The organism is Kribbella sp. NPDC048837 (assembly GCF_055586945.1).
In genome coordinates, this window is the sequence record NZ_JBVJHF010000009.1 from 402598 (window position 1) to 417654 (window position 15057).

A 15057-nucleotide genomic window follows, 5' to 3' on the forward strand; every position below is an offset into this window, starting at 1 on the left:
GCCGAACACGTTATGGCCTGGGGCGGCGGGTCACCCCGCCACCAGAAGGCAGACACCGAGCGCCGCCAGGGTGAGCACCTTGGCGGCCTCGAGTCCGACGTAGTACACATGGTGGGCGGCTGAGCGGGGCGGGTTCTGACCGGCGAGGACGCGGTCGGTGCGCTGGTTGAGTCGTGGCCGAACAATGATGAGCTGTCCGGCCAGGATGACGATGACGATCGCGGCCAGAGCCGCTACCGTCCCTGTAGGCCGTCCGGCAGCGATCGCGGCGAGGGTGACCAGCGCCAACGTGATCTCCGCGCGGTTGAGCGCCCGGAACACGATGCGGCCGATGCCCAGTCCGATGGGGATGTCGACCCCGGGGGCCCGGAACTTGAGTGGCGTCTCCAGGAAGGAGATCGCCAGCACCATGCCGAGCCAGACGAAGATGGCGGCAGTTGCTACCGCGGCAGGTGCTGCGTTCACTGTTCCTCCTGGATCTGTGTTGGTGCCGCCCGCACATCGGTGAGACGAGTGTCATGTTGCCGAAGGCCCCTAGGCCGCCGGCCAGGTCGCGAGGCGCGCGACGAACTCGGGCGGCGAGGCGATGATCATCATCACCGCGGGCTCAGTGCCCGGGTTGGCCAGGCTGACTCGTTCCCCGGTCGGGATGTGTGCGACGGCGCCGGGGGCGAGTCGGTGGTGCTGGTCGCCTTCCCGCAGTTCGATCGAGCCGGACAGGTGGACCAGGACGATCTCGGACGGACCGTGGTCATGCTCGGGCAGGCCGCCGCCGGGCGGGATCCACACCTGGACCATCGCGATGTTGTCGGAGGTCTCAGCGGCCACGAGGACCTCCATGGTCGGGCCGTGGGGGATGGGCGCGCGGCGTCGTGGTGTCGTGCCGATCCTGGTGAGGTACATCAGTTGCTCCTCTGACGCCGCTGCTGAGGACGGACGCCCGCGGTACGGCTGCGGGTAGGGGACAGGTGGACGAGGCAGGCGTCAGGCTCAGCGAACGGCTCGAGGCGGGTGGCCGCGATCGGTGCGCGGACCTGCGTGAGGGCCCCTCGCATCAGGCCGAGATGCAACGGACACAAGGTGGAGGAGTACTCCTCGGCAAGTTCGAGGAAGGGACAGTGGCGCAATCTGATCCGGTCACCGGCAGACTCTGGCGCGAAGCCCAGTTCGGTCATCATCGCGGTCAGTCGTTGCGTGGCCTCTGCGGCGTCGGTCCGATGGGTCGGATCGACCTGCTCGACGAGGTAGCGGCCCCAGTTGCGGCCCGCGGCCTCGGCAGCAGCGCCCGCATCGGGGTTCGTGGACAACTGACTGAGGAGGATCTTGGCCAGCAGGTGGTATTCACGCCGCCCGCCGCGGTCCATCCCCGGATGAGGGGCGTGGACGGTTCGGGGCCGGCCTCGGCCGGACGGCTCCTCGAGTCGGCGGTCGACCAGACCTTGCGCCACCAAGGCGTCGAGGTGGAAGCGGACCGTGTTGGGGTGGATCCCGAGCTGTTCGGCGAGTTCAGTGACACCGAGCGGATCATCGGAGGATCGCAGGGCTTCGAGCACTGCGGCGCGGCGCGGCTTCTCGGCGTCATCGGAGTGAGCTCTGGTCATGATGGCAAGCTTTCCTGATGCTGCACCGCAAGGGCGGCGATCAGGGGATGGTCGTGGTCGACGACGCCTACTTTGAAGGCCCCGCCGGGGGATCCGAGATCGTCGAAGAAGCCCGCGTTCGCCGCCTGATAGTCCTTCCACTGCTCGGGCAGGTCGTCCTCGTAGAAGATGGCCTCGACCGGGCATACCGGTTCACACGCGCCGCAGTCGATGCATTCGTCGGGATGGATGTAGAGCGAGCGCCTGCCCTCGTAGATGCAGTCGACCGGGCACTCGTCCACGCACGCGCGGTCCTTCAGGTCGACACATGGCATCGCTATCACGTAGGTCACAACTGGCTCCTCACCAGACGCTTGTAATTACTACAAATATCACATGTAATAATCATTCGAAACAGCGATGCGAAGGAGAGTGGCACCATGCCGGCTTCGGAGATCTACATCCAGGCGACCGAGACCGATCCGGACGTCATCGCTCAAGGCGTGGTCCGTGACGCACACGAGCGGCTGCGGTCCGGACTCACAGAGTTGGCCGCGCCGCAGGCGATCAGCGGCACCGATCAGCAGGTGTCCGCGGAGCTGGTCGACTTCTGCCGTCATGAGTTGCGCCAGTATCTGGCCGCCGCCGATCGGGACCTGTACGCGCCCGCGGCCGCGGATCCCGAGACACGGCTGGTGGTCGATGCCCTTCGTCTCGGGGCCGCGGCGCTGAACGCCCAGATCGACGATCTGGATGCCCGGGCCGGATCGGGTGCGGCAAGGACCGGTGCGTTGATCGCGGCGCTCGATCTTCAGCTCCAGATCGAGGAGTGGGTACTGCTGCCGGCGCTCGCCGGCCTGCCGAGCGTGGATCCGTCGTTGCTGGCCGCCGACCTGCGGGCCTACCTGGCCGGGGAGAGAGTCGAGGAGCCGACGGTGATCGATGTCCGGACGATCGCGCGCGGTGGCCGTCACCCGCGGGTCTTCGCCCGCTATGCCAGCCTGGCGCCCGGAGACGCGTTCATCCTGGTCAACAGTCACGACCCCAAGCCGCTGCGCCGGGAGTTCGAGGCCATCCATGCGGGCGCCTTCACCTGGGACTATCTGCAGACCGGACCCGACGAGTGGCGAGTCCGGATCGGACGGGTCGCCGTCGATGGCTGAGGACTCAGCGGCCGGGTCGCCTGTTCCCGCCGATCTGGCGGCCGAACGGCCGATGGCGCGGATCCTTGCCGACGTGCGCGAGCTGACCGGCGACTCGCTCCTTCCCTCTGGCGCGCGGTGGAAGCTCGACGAGCCGGGGCGCGAGCTCGACGCGAATCTCATTCATCTGCCTCGCGGGCAGCGTGTGGAAACCCACACCGAGCCGGAACTCGACGTCCTGCTCGTCGTCGTGGCGGGAAGCGGCACCGTCGATACCCCTGATGGTTCGAAGTCTCTTGCCGACGGCAACCTCGTGTGGTTGCCGCGCGGCTCGACGCGCAGCATCGCCGCCGGCAAGGACGGACTGTCCTATCTGACGGTTCACCGGCGCCGTCCCGGCCTGCAGATCAGACCGCGTCTTGGTCCGTAGGCCACCCAGTCACTACCCGACCTGTGGGTGTGGCTCAGCGTGATTCTCGTAGGAGCTCCGCCAGCACGGCAGCCTGACTGTGATCCACGTCCCGGGTCGCGGTCACCAGCGTCAGTGTGGAGCCACGGGCCAATGTGCGCAGCTCGTCGAGTGCCTCCCGTTTGGGCGGTGTCGCGAGCTCCTCGCGATAGCGCGCCTCGAACTGTCCGAACTTCTCCGGGACGTGGCCGTACCACTTGCGCAGTTCCGTGGACGGTGCGACGTCTTTGGCCCAGACGTCGATCGCGGCTGCGTCCTTGCGGATGCCGCGCGGCCAGATGCGGTCCACCAGGATCCGGATACCATCGTCGGTCGCGGCCTGGTCGTAGATCCTGCGAACCCGCACGCCTCCGGCAGTCATGACTCACCGTCCTGCGTCAGGGGCTGTGTGACTTGATCGTTGTCCGACGCTTGGTGCTTCATTTGATCACATCCTCTTGGTTTCGCCGTGAGCCGGCGCTTGGCATTGACGCCTTCCTCCGCAGGCGAATCGACCACCTTGGCTGGCCCCGGTAGTCGTCACGGTAACCGAGCCCCTCGGGACCTGGACCTGGCGCCGATCAGCGAGGCGATGACGGTGACGGTCAGGGCGCTTGCGATGACGCTCAACGAGAAGGCGGTGCTGATCTGGGGGACACCGAGTGGTTCGCCGTTGTTGAGGAACGGCAGGTTGTTCTCGTGCAAGGCGTGCAGGATGAGCTTGATGCCGATGAAGCCGAGAATCGCTGCGAGGCCGTACGTCAGGTAGATGAGACGGTCAAGTAGGCCGTCGATGAGGAAGTACAGCTGGCGCAGTCCCAGCAGGGAGAACGCGGTGGCGGTGAAGACGATGAACACGCTCTGGGTGAGACCGAAGATCGCCGGAATGGAGTCCAGTGCGAACAAGACATCCGTTCCACCGATGGCCACCATGACCAGCAGCATCGGAGTCATCACCCGTCTGCCGTGCTCGATGGAGAACAGCTTGTCGCCGTCGTAGAACTCAGAGGTTCGGAGGAGCCGCTTGGCGAGGCGGACCATGATGTTGTCGGCCGAGCGGCCGTTCGTCCCGGCGGGCTCGAGCAGGTGGCCGGCGGTGACGAGGAGGATGAGTCCGAAGATGTAGAACACCCAGGCGTAGGAGTTCACCAGTGCGCCGCCCAGGAAGATGAAGCCGCTGCGCGCGATCAGCGAGAAGGTGATGCCGAAAAGCAGCACTTTCTGCTGGTCGGGTCCGGGCACGCCGAAGCTGGCCATGATGATAAGGAACACGAAGAGGTTGTCGACGGACAGCGCCTTCTCCGTTACATAACTGGCGAAGTATTCGGCGCCCATCGCCGCGCCGCCGAACGACCACACGCCGACGCCGAACAAGACGGCGATCCCCACATAGCCGGCGGACCAGATCGCGGCCTCCCAGAGGGTCGGGGTGTGCGCCGCGCGGACATGGAAGAAGAAGTCGAACAGCAGCAGGGCGACGATCCCGACGACGGTCAGGCCCCAGACAAGGACAGGAGGATCCATCAGTTGCTGACCACCGTCACTCCTCCTCGCGGTGGTAGCGGGCCAACTGCTCGGCGCTGACGCGCTTGAGGTCCGCGGCAGGAAACGGGGTGAGTAGTTGCCACCCGAGCTCGAGGGTGTCGGTGAGGGTCCGCCGCGCGACTCCCTGGTCGAGATAGGTGCTCTCGAACGCCGCGGCGAAGGCAAGATAGCGCCGGTCCTCGGGCGGCAGTCCGCTCTCGCCGACGATGGACATCAGGCGGCGGACCTCGCGGCCCCGGGCGTAGCAGGCGTACAGCTGATCGGCCAGGCCCCGGTGGTCGTCGCGGGTCTTCCCGGCGCCGATGCCGGCGTTCATCAGGCGTGAGAGTGAAGGGAGCACGTCGATCGGTGGTTCGATGCCCTGGCGGTCGAGCTCACGCGACAGCACGATCTGTCCCTCTGTGATGTAGCCGGTGAGGTCGGGGATCGGGTGGGTGATGTCGTCGTCCGGCATGGTGAGGATCATCAGCTGGGTCAGCGATCCGGTGCCGCCGCGAACCCGGCCGGCCCGCTCGTAGAGCGAGGCCAGGTCGGTGTACATGTAGCCGGGGTAGCCGCGCCGGCCCGGCATCTCCTCCCGTGCGGCGGAGATCTCCCGCAGCGCTTCGCAGTACGCGGTCATGTCGGTCATGACGACCAGGACGTGCCGGTGCTGCTCGAAGGCCAGGAATTCGGCCATGGTGAGTGCGACCCGCGGTGTCAGGAGGCGCTCGATGGTGGGGTCGTCGGCCAGGTTGAGCAGGAGCACGCTGCGGTCGGCGGCGCCGCCGGTGAGGAACTCCGCGCGGAAGAACTCCGCCTCGCGACGCGTCACGCCCATTGCGGCGAAGATGACGACGACCTCGGCGTCATCGCCAGGCACCCGTGCCTGGGCCGCGATCCTCGCTGCCAGGCCGTTCGCGGGCAGCCCGGCGCCGGAGAAGATCGGGAGTTTCTGACCGCGGACCACCGTGACGAGTCCGTCGATCGCCGAGACGCCGGTCTCGATGAACTGGTCGGGATGGGAGCGGGTGATCGGGTTGAGTGGCAGTCCGTTGACGTGGCGGTAGTCGTCCGGTACGGGTTGCGGCCCGCCGTCGCGTGGTCTGCCGGCACCATCGAGCACCCGCCCGAAGTAGTCGGCGCCAACACCGGTGCGCGCGGCGCGTCCGCGGGTGAGGACGGAGGTTTCGCGGCGTCCGATGCCGACGGTTCCGCCGAAGACCTGGACGACGGCCAGTGAGCCGTCGAGCTCCAGCACCTGACCTTCGCGGATCGGGCCGTCGCCGGTCTCGACCTCGACCAGCTCGCCGTAGCCGACGCCGTCCATGCCGTCCACGATGATGAGCGGTCCGGCGACCCGGGTCACGGTGCGGTGCCCGACGGTGAAGGGAGTTACCTGGGCTTCGACTGTGGTCACAGCGAGCTCATTTCCTCGACAATCCGCTGGGTAAGGCGGGTGGCGGATTCGTCGACGTTGTCGGTGGGCCAGCGACGCATCCGGCCGAGGTCGGCCAGCACGCGTGCGGCGGTGATGTCGGTGATCGCGACGCCGCGCTGGAGCGCGGCCGTCATCGCGGCAGCGGACGCGTGGATGACCTGGAGCATGGCCAGCAGTCGCTGGGGCGGACAGGACGCGTCGAGGTCATCGAACGAGGACTGCTGGAGCAGATCTTCGCGCAACGCCTGCCCGATGCGCAGAGTGATCCGTTGCTCGGCGGCCAGCGCCTCGATACCGAGCAGCGACACCACCTCCTGCAAATCGCCCTCGTCTTGCAGGGCCGCGGACGCCCAGCGGCACAGCGGGGACCACTCGGCGCCGACCTCCCGGTCGAACCATTCGTCCAAGCCGTACTGGGAGAAGCTCCGCAGCCAGTTCACGGCGGGGAAGTGACGTTGCCGCGACAGGGCGGTGTCGAGTGCCCAGAAGCACCCTGCGAGCCGCAGACTGTTCTGGGTGATGGGCTCGGAGAAGTCACCGCCGGCTGGTGAGACCGCGCCGACGATCGTCACCGAGCCGGTGCGCGGAGGTGCGCCGAGGCACTGGACGGCGCCGGCTCGTTCGTAGAACCCTGCCAGCCGCGTCGCCAGGTAGGCGGGGTAGCCGTCCTCTGCGGGCATCTCCTCCAGCCGACTGGACACCTCACGCAGCGCCTCGCCCCAGCGGCTGGTCGAGTCGGCCATCATGGCGACGTCGTAGCCCTGGTCCCGGTAGTACTCGGCGATCGTGATGCCGCTGTAGATGCTGGCTTCGCGGGCGGCGACGGGCATGTTGGAGGTGTTCGCGATGAGCACGGTGCGTTCCATCAGGGGCGCGCCGGTGCGCGGATCGGTCAGCTGAGGGAACTCCTCGAGCACCTCGGTCAGCTCGTTGCCGCGCTCGCCGCAGCCGACGTAAACGACGATATCGGCGGTCGAGAACTTCGCCAGGGCCTGTTCCAGTACGGTTTTGCCGGTCCCGAAGCCGCCCGGGATGATGGCGCTTCCGCCGCGGGCGACCGGGAAGAGCAGGTCGAGGACCCGCTGGCCGGTGATCAACGGCACGGTCAACGGCAGCCGGTCCGCGACCGGACGGGCGCGGCGTAGTGGCCATCTGCGCATCATCGCCAGCGGATGCCCGTCGATGTCGACGACAGGGTCGAGCACGGTGGCCGGTCCAGGACGGATAGCGGTGACGACGCCGGCCAGACCTGTTGGAACCAGGATCCGGTGCTCGATGGCGTGTCCCTCGGGGACGGATCCGAGCAGGTCACCGGGGCCGACGCGGTCACCGATCTCCACGGCAGGGCGGAACTCCCACCGACGGTGGCGATCGAGCCGAGGCGGGTCGGCGCCTCTGGCGATGTACAGGTTGCCGTCGGTGCTCAGATTCTCCAGTGGTCGCTGGGTGCCGTCGAGGATGCCGCCGAGCAGCCCTGGCCCGAGTTCGGCGTACAGCGGTTCGCCGGTCGCTTCGACCGGTTCGCCGACCTGTAGTCCGGTGGTGTCTTCGAAGACCTGCATCACGACCAAGTCGCCGTCGATCTTGATGACCTCGCCCAGGAGCTGCTCGGTGCCGACCCGCACCACGTCGAACAGGCGGGTGTGGGGCAGGTCGGTGGCACTGACGACGGGGCCGGAGACCTTGACCACCCGGCCGGTGTCGGTGGTGATCCTCCTGGTCACGCCCCGGCGATCTCGGGTCGCGAGCCCGGTGTGTTGTCTGGGCGTGGTCATGACGTGCCTCCGCTGGGGGTGAAGGTGATTTGGTAGCCGATGGCGCGGGCGAGGAGGTCGCGCAGCGCCGCGTCCTTTGCCGCGGAGATGTCGCCGTCCTCGTCAGGGAGGCTGAGGATGAGTGGGGAGGCCTGTTTGGTCCAGGTGGCGCGGATCTGCGGTGTGACAAGCGACCAGAGTGCTCCGTGGACAGCGATGACCGCGGCCTTGCCGTCGGCGATCTCGTGCGTGACCGCGGCGATCGTCTGGTCGGCGTCCGCGGCGGTGATGGTTCGTGCGCCGCCGAGACGGAAGCCGATGGCGGTGGCGGGTGTGGCGATGACAAGTGCGTCAGTCATGGGCTGCTCCTTTCTGGGCGGCGCCGTGGTCATCGGACGAGCAGGTCTCGGACGTCGTGTGTGGGGGCAGTGCCGGCGAGTAGGAGCCGGATGGTGCGCGCCTCGCATTCGGCGGCGAGGACGTAACCGACGGGGATGTCCGCGCCGAGTGGGTCGCCGCGGCGCAGGCCGCGTACGGCCTGGCGCCACAGGGTGGTGTCCAAGTCCCATTCGAGCGCGGGGAGGTCCTGGTCGTGGAGGTGCCGTTCAAGGGCTTGTCGCCAGCTGGGACGGACGGCCCCCGTGGGCTGCGGATCGCCTCGCCGGGCGGCCTGCAGCGCGGCCACGGAGACCAACCCTGCAGGGAGAAGGCGCGGTGTCTCCAGTGCCGGGTCGCGCAGTACGGCGAGCAGATTGGCCCGGTCGCATTCGGCATGGATCACCTCGAGCACGGGCCGGGCGGCCCGACCGACCCATTCCAGCCGGTCGATCCAGCCGTCGATCGCGGCTGCGGCGACCGTGGTCTCGAGCTCGTCGGGGTCGCCGCTCAGTTCGAAGCGTTCCCAAGCAGCGGGAAGCGCCCGGGCCGTCAGCGGGTCGGGCAGCCGGTGCGCGGCCAGTCGCAGGACAGCCGTGGCGCCGTCGGGTGCTGCGGCGATGTCCGCGGCGGTTCGCTGATCGAGTGCACCGACACCCATCACCGCGGCGATCCGGTCCGCGGCGGGTTGGCCGGTTCGTGCACCGCGGATCAGCGCGAGGGCGTCCTGCAGGTCGTGCCGGGCCAGCAGCACCGCGACCGCGGTACCGGCGATGCCGCCGTAGAGTCCGCGTACTCCGCCCAGCAGGTCCCGCAGCCGGCGGCCGATCGCGTCGGGGAGCCGATCGTCGCCTGTCCGGTCGCGGTTCAGGTAGGGACGGTACGTCGACGCGGCAAGTCGTTGGGCGGCCGCTTCCCGGGAGACGCCGGCGAGTTGGTCGTAGTCGAAGGGGCCGAGCAGGGCGGGCAGTCGCGCCCGGAGCCGGGTGTTGCCGGCGATGAAGTCTGCGCGGGGCGTCATGACTCGTGATCCCAGGAGCGGCTCAGTCCGGCGCGGATCGCCGGCCAGGTGTTCGCAAGCCTGGTGACATAGGTGTTGTCGATGTAGCGGCCTTGGTTGTCCTCGGCAATGGCTCCGCCGGTTCCGAGGTCGGCGACCAGTTTCGCCGCCAAGACCGGCCGCAGCGTCGCAGCGTCGGCCGGGTGGACTCGGACGACAGCGGCGGTTGGCATCGCGGCGAGGGCCTCGTGCGCCGATGCGATGGCGGCAGCCGCGCCGGCAGGGCTGCCCGGCAGCGCGAGCAACTGCTCGCGAACCTGTGCGAGGACCTCCTCCAGCGCGTCGTCGCGCGCGGTCCGGGCAGCCCGGCGGGCGCCGGAACGCGCTGCGATCAGCAGCGCTTCTGCCTGCTGGTGGGCGATGAGCTCGGCCGCCTTCACGGTCTCCTGATGGGCCTGGGCGATGCGCTCGCGGGCCTCGGCGAGGATCTGAGCTGCCTGGCGGCGGCGGTCCTGCTGGGCCTTCTCATGTTCTGCCGCACCTTCCTCCTCGAGCGCGGTGAGCAGATCGAGCAGCGCCATCAGACCTGCCCGCCGAGCAGCAGAATGATCATCGCTGCGACCGCGAACCCGAGGATGACCAGCGTCTCCGGGATGGCGACGAGCAGGATCGCGCGGCCGATCAGTTCAGGTTTCTCCGCTACCGCGCCCATGGCGGCGGCGCCGATCCGAGCCTGCGCGTAGCCGGTGGCCAGTGCGGCGAGACCGACGGACAGGCCGGCGCCGATGGCGATCAGTCCGAGTACCATGATGTGGGTCCTTTCAGACGGGTGACCCGGCCGGGACCGGCTCGGGCGTCGTACGGTCTGGCGCGGGGGGCGCCGTGGGGCGGTCGGATTCGTGGCCGGGGGCAACAGAGCCGCCGAGTGGTGCGAAGAACCGGCCGCCGCCGTCGTGGAACTGTCCGAAGAACTCGACGTAGTGCAGCCGGAGGGCCTGGATCATCGGGCTGAAGGCCGCCAAGGCGAGGTTCAGGGCGTGGAAAAGGGTGGCCACGACGACGCCGAGGAGCAGCGGTCCGCGGGCGCCGAGTTGGTTGGCGACCTCGGCCAGGTAGGTCGAGGCAAGTCCGACCGCGGCGAGCCGCAGGTAGGACAAGACGTTGCCGAGGATCCCGATCAGTTCAAGCGGGCCGAGCAGTAACCCCAGGGCACCTTGGGACACGCAGGCCACGACGACACCGACGATGAGCGCTGCCACCGCAGGGGTCAGCAGCCCGTGGGGGAATCCGGCGGCGGCGACGCCGGCCAGACCGAACAGGCCGGCCAGGACCAGAAGGTTTCCCGCCTTCGAGGCCAGGTGCCGGCGGTGGTGTCCCCGGGCGGCTGTCCATGCGCCGAGCAGCAGCCCAAGGACGACGTGGACGAGGCCGATGGCCAATGAGAACAGCAGAAGCGGTTGGAGTGCGGTCGGGCCGCCGCGGTAGAACCACAGCGCCGGCATGCCGATGCTGTGTCCGAGGCTGCCAAGCGCCTCGCCGTACAGGAGGCCGAACAGGACAGTCCATCCGCCGCCGAGCGCCAGCACCCGGCCGACCTCACCGATCGTGCCGTTCGTCGGCCAATGCGATCTGAGCCACAACGCGGCGGCGAGCAGTACGGCGCCGTACACGACGTCGCCGACCATGACACCGAAGAAGATCGGGAGCACCAACGCCATCAGCCCGGTGGGGTCCAGGCCACCGCGCGCCGGCCACGACAGGAAGCCGACCAGTTGCTGGAACGGCTGCCAGCCTGGCCGGTTCCGCAGCAGGACCGGCTCGTCCTGGGCGGGCGCGTCGGAAGACGCCGTGCGCTCGACGGCGACGGCCTGGCCGAGCCGGTCGGCCAGAGCCCGCTCGACCACCGCGGTGCCCTTGGCCGGGACCCAGAGCCTGAGGACGAATGTTCGCGAGGACAGGTCCGCCTGGTTGGCGGCGGCTGCCCGTTCGGCGCGGACCCGCAGCGATGCGGCGGTCGCGTCCAGCGATCCGGCGACGGGATCGATCGTGGCGGCCAGCTGTTGCTGGACGCGCTCCCGTTCGCCGGGCACCACGGACAATCGTTCGCGCATCGCCTCGACGGTCGCGCGCAACGACTTGCCGGCGTAGGCGGCGGGAACGCCGACCTCGACGATGCGTTCGGTGCCGAGGAGAGCGTCGACCTCTGGGAGGTCGCCGCGGCGAAGGACCAGCAGGCAGCCGACGGGACTGCCAGGCGTCGCAGCCGAGGTGACCAGCAAGTGGCCCCGACCGAGCAGCTCGGCGAGTTGCCTGGTGAGCTCGGGGACGACCCGCAGGTCCGGATCGTCGAGGACCAGCGCCATGCTCGCCAGGCCCAGGTTCGCCAGCTGACGGTCGTTCAAGCGGCCCAGTTCGGGCACGAGGGGCTGCAACGCATCGAGGGCGTCGATGGATCGGGGCAGTGCGTCGGCCTCGCCGCGTAGCTCTTCGTCTTCTGCCCGCAGCCTCGCGACCTGAGGTTCAAGGTCGTCGAGGGTGGCCCGGAGTGCGGTGTCATCCAGCATTGGGCCGGTCGCCGGCTGGGTGGAGAGGGCACGGAGGGCGTCGGTACGGGCGATGAGATCAGTCAGGTCGGCCGGGGGGTCGCCTGGGTCGACGATCGTGACGACTTCGGCCAGTCGCAGTTCCTGCAGGGCCGCGAGGGCGTCGTCGAGGCGTGGTCTGAGCCCGACGACTTCGAGTTGGGTGAGCGGAACCATCATGGTCAGCTCGCCTCTTCCCGCGATGACCGATCCTGTTGTGGCAAGACCGACGAGACGACGGCAGCGACATCCTGGTCGCGGCGCCGGGCGGCGATCGCGGTCAGGGCGGCCGCGCGGCGGATGCCGGCGTCGGTCACACGGGCAGCCTCGGCGCGGGCGGCGGACAGGATCGCGGCCGCTCGTTGCCGCGCCGCCTCCGCCGCTCGCGCTTCGCCCTCGGCGACGAGGTGATCCGCCTGCACGCGAGCTAGTGCTACCTCGTCGCGGGCTTGCTCCGCCGCGGCCAGCCGGGCGGCGATCGAGTTCTCGAGCTCGCGCACCAGTTCGTGCGGCGTCGCTTGGTCGACCGTGTCGCTGTCGTCGTGCGCGCGGCTCATGCTGCGCTCCGGGTGCGGCCGGGGTCGTCAGTCGTCGCGTCGCGGGCGGCCCGGCGGGTACGGGCGCGCCTGAGCCGAGCATGTTCTTCGCGTTCACGTTCGTCCAGCGTCAGCGCGATCCGGCGTGCCTCGTCGTGCAACCGGGGGAGCACGATGTTGTCCAGTGCGTTGACCTGCTTGGTGGTCCGCGCGATCTCCGTGGCCAACCGACGCACGCTCAACTCCACCGCGCACAGGTCCAGCAGCCGCTCCAGTTGCTCCTCGTAGGCCAGCGCGACAGTGTCGAGACAGGCCGGGGTGACGGCGGATGCCCAGCCCCGGGTACGTGCGTTGCGGCGAACCGGATCATGACGCAGGTCGACGACGTGAACCCCGGCCACGGTCCGGGATCGCAGGTCTGCGCCGATCCCGGTCGCGGCGGCCAGGGCACCCGATGCGAGGGGCTCCGGTCCGCAGACCGCGGTGGCCTCGTCAAGACGCTGCCGGGCCTGGACCGCGAGGCTCCGCAACTGTTCCAGTCCGTTCAGGAGCTCGGTCTGATAATGCCGGAACTCCCGCACCAGCGCCGTTCTCTTGTCTTTGAGCAGATCGCGGCCTTGAGCGACGAAGACTGCTCGCCGGCGGCGGTCGAGCAACTCACTTCGGGTGGCGACAAGGGATTGCATGGCACACTCCCGGATGCTTGATCGGGTATCTCCGACTCTGCCGCTCCGCCGCCTCGCGGGGTATTGGCACCTTCGGCGAAGGTCGAACCGCGCAGATTGCCGGGAACCGGCAATGGTGCAAGCGGATCGACAGACGTCACACACCCGCGGACGTTCGTGTTGCGCGAAGCAACAGTCGTCTCGGCCCAGTCCGGGCCGGAACGTCATGAGACAGGCGGGAGATCTCGGAGCGTGAGTGCGGCCTGGATGAGGGCGGCGTGGGTCAGCGCCTGCGGGTAGTTGCCGAGCTGCTCGCCTGTCTTGGGATCCATCTCCTCGGCGTACAGGCCCAATGGGCCGGCGCGGCCCAGCAGTTCAGTGAACAGGTCGAAGGCCTCGCCCCGGCGGTCGTCGAGCGCGAGCGCTTCAACCAGCCAGAAAGAACAGGGCAGGAACGCGCCTTCGGTACCCGGCAGTCCGTCACGCCCCGGTGGGTAGCGGTACAGCAAGGGACCATCGGCATTCAGTTGGCTGCGGATGGCGTCGATCGTCCCGCGGATACGCGGTGATCCGCGCTCCTCGAGTCCGATCCGGGGCAGGATGAGGAGAGCGGCGTCGAGCTCTTGCGAGCCGTAGCTTCTGGTGTAGCTACCCATGCTGGTGTCGAAGCCCAGCAGCTTGACTTCGCGGCGGATAGCCTCGCGGGCGGCCTGCCAGCGTCGACGTCGACGGGCGGACAACCGGTGCGTCTCGGCGATCCGCAGGGCTCGGTCGAGCGCCAGCCATGCCATCAACTTGGAATGCACGTGGTGCACCTGATCTCCACGGACTTCCCAGATGCCCGCGTCCGGCTCGCTCCACCGTCGCGCGACCAGATCGGCGAAACCCCGCATCGCGCGCCACGTTTCGGAATAGAGCGGATGTCCCGCCTGCACGAGGGTCCAGGCAGCGTCGAGCACCCACCCGTAGCCGTCGAGTTGGTGTTGTTGAGCCGCACCGTTGCCCACGCGGACCGGGACACTGCCGGCGTACCCGGGCCAGTCTCGCAGACCACGCTCCGGGGGCGCTCGACGACCGTCCAGGGTGAGGAGAACCGGGAGGCGGGGACGTTGCAGGCGGCTGGCATGCAGCAGCCACCACAGGAAACCTCGGGCTTCCTCGACCATGCCGACGTTGAGGAACGCCGCGATCCCTATGCTGGCGTCTCGGGGCCAAGCGAAGCGGTAGTCCCAGTTCCGGACCCCGCCGGGGTGCTCGGGTAGCGAGGTGGTCGGTGCGGCCACGGGCGCACCGGACGGCGAGTATGTCAACAGGCGCAGTGTCAGCAGGCTGCGAATGACTTCCTCACGAAAGGGCAGGTTCTGGTCGACCCGAGCCGTCCAGTCGCGCCATCGGCCCTCGTCCTCGGCGAGAAGTGCCCATGCGGTGGCAGCATCAACCTGGATCAGCGGTTCTCGGTGGGCGACGGTGAGGACGAACGTGACTGGCCGATCAGGGGTGACCGTGAACGACGCTGCTCTGCCGGGCTCGATGGCTAGGCCCGCATCGCAGCTCAGCGAGATGGCCTGCGCGCCCCATTCGCACACGAGATCCTGGCCGCGGCGCCGGACGCGCGGCCGGCTGTGTTCCTCACCGCGGCGGGGGTCGAATTCGACGCGGGCCTCGACCGCTCCGTCGTCTGCGGACAGTCGCCGCATCAGGATTGTCGCAGGTAACAGCCGTCCGGCTACCTCCGCCACCATCGCCTCGGTCAGGGTCAACTTGCCGTCGGAGGTGGCCCAGGTAGTCTCCAGGGTCGCGCTGTGGTGGCGGTAGTTGCGCTTGACAACTATGGCCGCGGAAGCCGGGCCCAACCGGAACCTGCCTGCGGCCGGCCCGCCGACAAGTCTTCCGAAGATCGGGTCACCGTCGAACCGCGGAACACACAGCCAGTCGAGCGAGCCGTCACTGGAGACAAGTGCCGCGGTGCGGGTGTCACCGAGCAGCCCGTAGTCGGCGATCGGCTTCATC

General features: G+C 68.7%; 18 protein-coding genes. 2 read left to right on the top strand and 16 right to left on the bottom strand.

Features of this window, described 5'->3' with window-relative positions:
- Positions 1 to 30 precede the first annotated feature (30 nt).
- From ACZ6O0_RS36635 to fdxA, 4 genes are all read right to left on the bottom strand, one after another.
- Positions 31 to 465 carry a hypothetical protein gene (locus ACZ6O0_RS36635; protein WP_465769642.1) on the bottom strand — a complete coding sequence of 145 codons (435 nt, stop codon included), beginning with the start codon at positions 463 to 465 and terminating at the stop codon, positions 31 to 33.
- 69 nt (positions 466 to 534) lie between these two features.
- On the bottom strand, positions 535 to 903 hold the full coding sequence (locus ACZ6O0_RS36640) for a cupin domain-containing protein (RefSeq protein WP_465769643.1): 369 nt from the start codon (positions 901 to 903) through the stop codon (positions 535 to 537).
- Positions 903 to 1601, bottom strand: a complete 699-nt coding sequence (locus ACZ6O0_RS36645; RefSeq protein ID WP_465769644.1) for a helix-turn-helix transcriptional regulator — start codon at positions 1599 to 1601, stop codon at positions 903 to 905. Before ACZ6O0_RS36645 ends, ACZ6O0_RS36640 begins: the two co-directional genes overlap by 1 nt.
- On the bottom strand, positions 1598 to 1933 hold the full coding sequence (gene fdxA / locus ACZ6O0_RS36650) for a ferredoxin (RefSeq protein WP_465769645.1): 336 nt from the start codon (positions 1931 to 1933) through the stop codon (positions 1598 to 1600). The genes ACZ6O0_RS36645 and fdxA overlap by 4 nt, the downstream gene beginning before the upstream one ends.
- Before the next feature lie 87 nt (positions 1934 to 2020).
- Here fdxA and ACZ6O0_RS36655 point away from each other — a divergent pair, with 87 nt between their 5' ends.
- Both ACZ6O0_RS36655 and ACZ6O0_RS36660 read left to right on the top strand, forming a co-directional pair.
- Positions 2021 to 2743: a DUF2249 domain-containing protein gene (locus tag ACZ6O0_RS36655; protein WP_465769646.1), complete on the top strand. Its 723-nt coding sequence runs from the start codon at positions 2021 to 2023 to the stop codon at positions 2741 to 2743.
- Positions 2736 to 3152 (top strand): cupin domain-containing protein, encoded by a 417-nt coding sequence (locus ACZ6O0_RS36660; protein ID WP_465769647.1) that lies wholly within the window; start codon positions 2736 to 2738, stop codon positions 3150 to 3152. Before ACZ6O0_RS36655 ends, ACZ6O0_RS36660 begins: the two co-directional genes overlap by 8 nt.
- A gap of 34 nt (positions 3153 to 3186) precedes the next feature.
- Here ACZ6O0_RS36660 and ACZ6O0_RS36665 read toward each other — a convergent pair whose 3' ends face one another.
- The 12 genes from ACZ6O0_RS36665 to ACZ6O0_RS36720 all read right to left on the bottom strand — a co-directional run bounded on the left by ACZ6O0_RS36665 (position 3187) and on the right by ACZ6O0_RS36720 (position 15056).
- Positions 3187 to 3552, bottom strand: a complete 366-nt coding sequence (locus ACZ6O0_RS36665; RefSeq protein ID WP_465769648.1) for a DUF488 domain-containing protein — start codon at positions 3550 to 3552, stop codon at positions 3187 to 3189.
- Between the two features lie 158 nt (positions 3553 to 3710).
- Positions 3711 to 4694, bottom strand: a complete 984-nt coding sequence (locus tag ACZ6O0_RS36670; RefSeq protein ID WP_465769649.1) for a TerC/Alx family metal homeostasis membrane protein — start codon at positions 4692 to 4694, stop codon at positions 3711 to 3713.
- A gap of 16 nt (positions 4695 to 4710) precedes the next feature.
- The gene (locus tag ACZ6O0_RS36675; protein ID WP_465769650.1) at positions 4711 to 6114 is read right to left on the bottom strand and encodes a V-type ATP synthase subunit B; all 1404 of its coding nucleotides are present in this window, start codon (positions 6112 to 6114) and stop codon (positions 4711 to 4713) included.
- The gene (locus ACZ6O0_RS36680) at positions 6111 to 7910 is read right to left on the bottom strand and encodes a V-type ATP synthase subunit A (RefSeq protein ID WP_465769651.1); all 1800 of its coding nucleotides are present in this window, start codon (positions 7908 to 7910) and stop codon (positions 6111 to 6113) included. Before ACZ6O0_RS36680 ends, ACZ6O0_RS36675 begins: the two co-directional genes overlap by 4 nt.
- Positions 7907 to 8248 (bottom strand): V-type ATP synthase subunit F, encoded by a 342-nt coding sequence (locus ACZ6O0_RS36685; protein ID WP_465769652.1) that lies wholly within the window; start codon positions 8246 to 8248, stop codon positions 7907 to 7909. Before ACZ6O0_RS36685 ends, ACZ6O0_RS36680 begins: the two co-directional genes overlap by 4 nt.
- A 29-nt stretch (positions 8249 to 8277) precedes the next feature.
- The gene (locus ACZ6O0_RS36690) at positions 8278 to 9285 is read right to left on the bottom strand and encodes a V-type ATPase subunit (RefSeq protein ID WP_465769653.1); all 1008 of its coding nucleotides are present in this window, start codon (positions 9283 to 9285) and stop codon (positions 8278 to 8280) included.
- Positions 9282 to 9845 carry a hypothetical protein gene (locus ACZ6O0_RS36695; protein ID WP_465769654.1) on the bottom strand — a complete coding sequence of 188 codons (564 nt, stop codon included), beginning with the start codon at positions 9843 to 9845 and terminating at the stop codon, positions 9282 to 9284. The genes ACZ6O0_RS36690 and ACZ6O0_RS36695 overlap by 4 nt, the downstream gene beginning before the upstream one ends.
- The gene (locus ACZ6O0_RS36700; protein WP_360375522.1) at positions 9845 to 10072 is read right to left on the bottom strand and encodes a hypothetical protein; all 228 of its coding nucleotides are present in this window, start codon (positions 10070 to 10072) and stop codon (positions 9845 to 9847) included. The genes ACZ6O0_RS36695 and ACZ6O0_RS36700 overlap by 1 nt, the downstream gene beginning before the upstream one ends.
- 13 nt (positions 10073 to 10085) lie before the next feature.
- Complete coding sequence (locus tag ACZ6O0_RS36705; protein WP_465769655.1) at positions 10086 to 12026, bottom strand: V-type ATP synthase subunit I; 1941 nt, start codon at positions 12024 to 12026, stop codon at positions 10086 to 10088.
- Between the two features lie 2 nt (positions 12027 to 12028).
- Entirely contained in the window at positions 12029 to 12403 is a 375-nt protein-coding gene (locus tag ACZ6O0_RS36710; protein ID WP_465769656.1) for a hypothetical protein, read from the bottom strand.
- Positions 12400 to 13068, bottom strand: coding sequence for a V-type ATP synthase subunit D (locus tag ACZ6O0_RS36715; RefSeq protein WP_465769657.1), 669 nt, complete (start codon positions 13066 to 13068; stop codon positions 12400 to 12402). Before ACZ6O0_RS36715 ends, ACZ6O0_RS36710 begins: the two co-directional genes overlap by 4 nt.
- Before the next feature lie 203 nt (positions 13069 to 13271).
- Positions 13272 to 15056, bottom strand: coding sequence for a glycoside hydrolase family 15 protein (locus ACZ6O0_RS36720; RefSeq protein ID WP_465769658.1), 1785 nt, complete (start codon positions 15054 to 15056; stop codon positions 13272 to 13274).
- Position 15057 lies beyond the last annotated feature (1 nt).

What these genes read in the sequence shown, in the direction of transcription:
- ACZ6O0_RS36660 (WP_465769647.1), top strand. Translation starts at nt 2,736, where the DNA reads ATGGCTGAGGACTCAGCGGCCGGGTCGCCTGTTCCCGCCGATCTGGCG.
- ACZ6O0_RS36680 (WP_465769651.1), bottom strand. Translation starts at nt 7,910, where the DNA reads ATGACCACGCCCAGACAACACACCGGGCTCGCGACCCGAGATCGCCGG.
- ACZ6O0_RS36670 (WP_465769649.1), bottom strand. Translation starts at nt 4,694, where the DNA reads ATGGATCCTCCTGTCCTTGTCTGGGGCCTGACCGTCGTCGGGATCGTC.
- ACZ6O0_RS36695 (WP_465769654.1), bottom strand. Translation starts at nt 9,845, where the DNA reads ATGGCGCTGCTCGATCTGCTCACCGCGCTCGAGGAGGAAGGTGCGGCA.
- ACZ6O0_RS36645 (WP_465769644.1), bottom strand. Translation starts at nt 1,601, where the DNA reads ATGACCAGAGCTCACTCCGATGACGCCGAGAAGCCGCGCCGCGCCGCA.
- ACZ6O0_RS36715 (WP_465769657.1), bottom strand. Translation starts at nt 13,068, where the DNA reads ATGCAATCCCTTGTCGCCACCCGAAGTGAGTTGCTCGACCGCCGCCGG.
- ACZ6O0_RS36700 (WP_360375522.1), bottom strand. Translation starts at nt 10,072, where the DNA reads ATGGTACTCGGACTGATCGCCATCGGCGCCGGCCTGTCCGTCGGTCTC.
- ACZ6O0_RS36640 (WP_465769643.1), bottom strand. Translation starts at nt 903, where the DNA reads ATGTACCTCACCAGGATCGGCACGACACCACGACGCCGCGCGCCCATC.
- ACZ6O0_RS36690 (WP_465769653.1), bottom strand. Translation starts at nt 9,285, where the DNA reads ATGACGCCCCGCGCAGACTTCATCGCCGGCAACACCCGGCTCCGGGCG.
- ACZ6O0_RS36685 (WP_465769652.1), bottom strand. Translation starts at nt 8,248, where the DNA reads ATGACTGACGCACTTGTCATCGCCACACCCGCCACCGCCATCGGCTTC.
- ACZ6O0_RS36665 (WP_465769648.1), bottom strand. Translation starts at nt 3,552, where the DNA reads ATGACTGCCGGAGGCGTGCGGGTTCGCAGGATCTACGACCAGGCCGCG.
- ACZ6O0_RS36705 (WP_465769655.1), bottom strand. Translation starts at nt 12,026, where the DNA reads ATGATGGTTCCGCTCACCCAACTCGAAGTCGTCGGGCTCAGACCACGC.
- ACZ6O0_RS36710 (WP_465769656.1), bottom strand. Translation starts at nt 12,403, where the DNA reads ATGAGCCGCGCGCACGACGACAGCGACACGGTCGACCAAGCGACGCCG.
- ACZ6O0_RS36720 (WP_465769658.1), bottom strand. Translation starts at nt 15,056, where the DNA reads ATGAAGCCGATCGCCGACTACGGGCTGCTCGGTGACACCCGCACCGCG.
- ACZ6O0_RS36655 (WP_465769646.1), top strand. Translation starts at nt 2,021, where the DNA reads ATGCCGGCTTCGGAGATCTACATCCAGGCGACCGAGACCGATCCGGAC.